This window comes from Streptomyces sp. OfavH-34-F (assembly GCF_022347745.1).
Lineage (GTDB): Bacteria > Actinomycetota > Actinomycetes > Streptomycetales > Streptomycetaceae > Streptomyces.
This window is the reverse complement of sequence record NZ_JAKRGC010000483.1, coordinates 1-3,355: the sequence shown is the minus strand read 5'-3', so window position 1 is coordinate 3,355 and position 3,355 is coordinate 1. Positions and strand designations below refer to the sequence as shown.

Sequence of the window (3,355 nt, the reverse complement as noted above, 5' to 3'; positions counted from 1 at the left end):
CGGCTCCGGATCGGTCTCCGTGTCGAGCGAGGGGGCCGCGCCAGGCTCGTCCGGAAGCCCGGGCGGCGCCGGCAGCGCGGGCAGGATGCCGCCCTGCGCGTACGCCTGCGCCGCCGGTACGCCGGACACCTCCCGGACCGCCGCCGGCTCCTCGCCCCCGGCGCCGCCCTCACGCTCCCCGGCCGGTGCCGCGATCCGCTCCTGCAGCTCCGCCAGCAGCCTCCGCTCGCCGCGCCCCCGCATCAGCAGCAGCACGAACGGGTCCTGGTCCAGCAGCCGCGCGACCTGATAGCACAGGGCAGCGGTGTGCGGGCAGTGGTCCCACGCCCCGCACGTGCACTCCGGTTCGAGGTCGCCCATGCCCGGCCGCAGGTCGATCCCCGCCGCCGCCGCGTCCTCGATCAGATGCGCCGGCATCTCACGGTCCAGCAGCGCCGCGATGTGCCCCGCCCGTTCGGCCGCCATGTCCAGGAAGCGGTCCCACTCCCGCTCGTCCAGCTCCTGGAGCAGGACATCGCTGCGGTACGTGCTGCCGTCCCGCGCGCCGACCACGGCCGTGATCCGGCCCGGCCGCACCGACACGGCGCCGACCCGGCCCTCCCTGGCGACCCGGCGCCCCTCCTTCAGCTGCCGGGCGTCCAGCGCCGTCTCCTCCAGCGCCCGCAGCCACGCCTTTCCCCACCACGACGTGGCGAAACCGCGGCCCGGCGCGGGCGGCAGCGCGGGAAAGGTGCGCTCCTGGACGGGCGCCCCCTCCTCCCGCTCGTCGCCCCCGCCTTCTTCGTATCCGTCCCTCATCGCGTCCCCCCTCGCAGCTCCACCAGATCGGCCAGTTCCGCGTCGCTCAGCTCCGTCAGGGCGGCCTCGCCCGACCCCAGCACCGCGTCCGCCAGGCCCTGTTTGCGGGCGAGCATGCCGGCGATCCGGTCCTCGATCGTGCCCTCCGCGATCAGCCGGTGCACCTGCACCGGCTGCGTCTGCCCGATGCGGTACGCCCGGTCCGTGGCCTGTGCCTCGACCGCCGGGTTCCACCAGCGGTCGAAGTGCACCACATGCCCGGCCCGCGTCAGGTTGAGCCCCGTGCCCGCCGCCTTCAACGACAGCAGGAACACGGGCGCCTCGCCCGCCTGGAACCGGTTCACCATCTCCTCCCGCGCGGCGACCGGCGTGCCGCCGTGCAGGAACTGCGTGCCGATGCCACGCGCCGCCAGATGCCGTTCCAGCAGCCGGGCCATCGCCACGTACTGCGTGAACACGAGGACCCCGGCGCCCTCCGCCACCATGGTGTCCAGCAGTTCGTCGAGCAGTTCCAGCTTCCCGGAACGGCCCTCGATGCGCGGCTCCTCCTCCTTGAGGTACTGCGCCGGGTGGTTGCAGATCTGCTTGAGCGAGGTCAGCAGCTTCACCACGAGACCGCGCCTGGCCATCCCGTCGGCCTCCGCGATCGCCGCCAGCGTCTCCCGCACCACCGCCTCGTAGAGCCCGGCCTGTTCCGGCGTCAGGGACACCGCCCGGTCCGTCTCCGTCTTCGGCGGCAGCTCCGGGGCGATACCGGGATCGGACTTGCGCCGCCGCAGCAGGAACGGGCGCACCAGCGCCCCGAGCCGTTCGGCCGCCGCCGGGTCACCGCCCTCCACCGCGCGCGCGTACCGGGTGCGGAACGTGCCGAGCCGGCCCAGCAGTCCGGGCGTCGTCCAGTCCAGGATCGCCCACAGCTCGGACAGGTTGTTCTCCACCGGCGTGCCGGTCAGCGCCACCCGCGCCCCCGCGCCGATGGTGCGCAGCGCACGGGCCGTCGCCGAGTACGGGTTCTTGACGTGCTGCGCCTCGTCCGCGACGACCATGCCCCAGCGCACGGCGGCGAGCTTCGGCGCGTCCAGCCGCATCGTGCCGTACGTGGTGAGCACGAACCCGTCGTCCGGCAGGTCCGCCAGGCCGCGCGCGGCACCGTGGAAGCGGCGCACCGGCGTGCCGGGGGCGAACTTCTCGACCTCGCGCTGCCAGTTGCCCATGAGCGAGGTCGGGCAGACCACGAGCGTGGGCCCCCCGCCGCCCTCCAGCGTCCGGCGGTGCAGGTGCAGCGCGATCAGGGTGATGGTCTTGCCGAGCCCCATGTCGTCGGCGAGACAGCCGCCCAGCCCGAGCGAGGTCATGGTGTGCAGCCAGTTCAGGCCGCGCAGCTGATAGTCCCGCAGGGTCGCGGCGAGCGCGGCCGGCTGGGCGACGGCCCGCTCCCCGTCCGCCTGCCGGGCCGGATCGGCGACCCGTTCGCGCAGCTGCTCCAGCCAGCCGGAGGCCCGGACCTCGACCCGGCGCCCGTCGACCTCGGCGGACCCCGTCAGCGCCGCGCCCAGGGCGTCGATCGGGGTGACCTTGCGGTCCTGCGTGTCCCGGGCCCGCCGCGCCTCGTCGGGGTCGATGAGCACCCACTGGTCGCGCAGCCGCACCAGCGGCCGGCCCGCCTCCGCCAGCCGGTCCAGCTCCTCGCGGCTGAGCCGCTGGTCCCCGAGCGCGAACCACCAGTCGAAGGTGAGCAGGGCGTCGGACGAGAGCAGCGGGGCGGCGTCCGACGCCGTGCGCGAGAGCCCGCGCGGCGCGCCGTCCTCCTCGTCCTCGCCGTCCGGCCCGATCACCGCCCCTGCCGTCAGCCTGCGGGCGGTCAGCTCCCTGGGCCAGTGCACCTGGACCCCGGCCGCCGCCAGCGCCCGGGCGGCGGGGCCGAGCAGTTCGGTGATCTCCTCGTCGGCCGGCTCCACCGCGTCCGGCACGGCCGCCGACAGCAGCGGGGTCAGCGACGGCCAGGCGCGGGCGGCCCGGCGCAGCATCAGCAGCGCGTCCATCCGCACCCGCGGGCCGAACGCCCCGGCCGCCGGACCGCCACCGGCCCAGACGTCGGCGGCGTCGGCCATCACGGCCGGGTCGCCGACGCTGTGGATCTGCGGAACCACCCGGAACGACGGGCCGGTCCCGGCCGCGTCCTCCCCGTCGAGCCCGCGCACCTCCACCCGCAGCGACAGCCGTACGCCCGCGTCGTGCCCGGCCGCCACATCGGCGGCCCAGGCGCGGTGGGCGGGCACCCGCTGAGGCTCCGGCGCGGTGAAGGCGGGCCCGCCCGAGGCGAGCGGGGCGGCGGGGGTCCGCGGCAGGCTGTCGGCGACCGCGTCGAGGAACGCCCGTACCAGGTCCTCCGGTTCGGGCAGGAGCAGCGGCTCGGCCGCCGCGTCCAGGGGCACGGCGTGGGCGGTGGGCGGCATGGAGGCGGCCAGGGTGCGCACCCGGTCCACATCGTCCGGGGCCAGCGGCCCGGCCCGCCAGCTGTCGTGGTCCGTCGCGCTCAGCCCCGGCAGCAGCAGGC

General features: G+C 76.1%; 1 protein-coding gene and 1 pseudogene. Both read right to left on the bottom strand.

Going from position 1 to position 3,355, the window contains the following annotated elements; translation table 11 throughout:
• A pseudogene (locus tag MHW47_RS33670) lies at positions 1–798 on the bottom strand (SWF or SNF family helicase); the annotation flags it as partial.
• A partial coding sequence (locus tag MHW47_RS33665) for a DEAD/DEAH box helicase (protein WP_239227644.1) occupies positions 795–3,355 on the bottom strand: 2,561 nt, incomplete at its 5' end. The gene MHW47_RS33665 and the pseudogene MHW47_RS33670, both read right to left, overlap by 4 nt.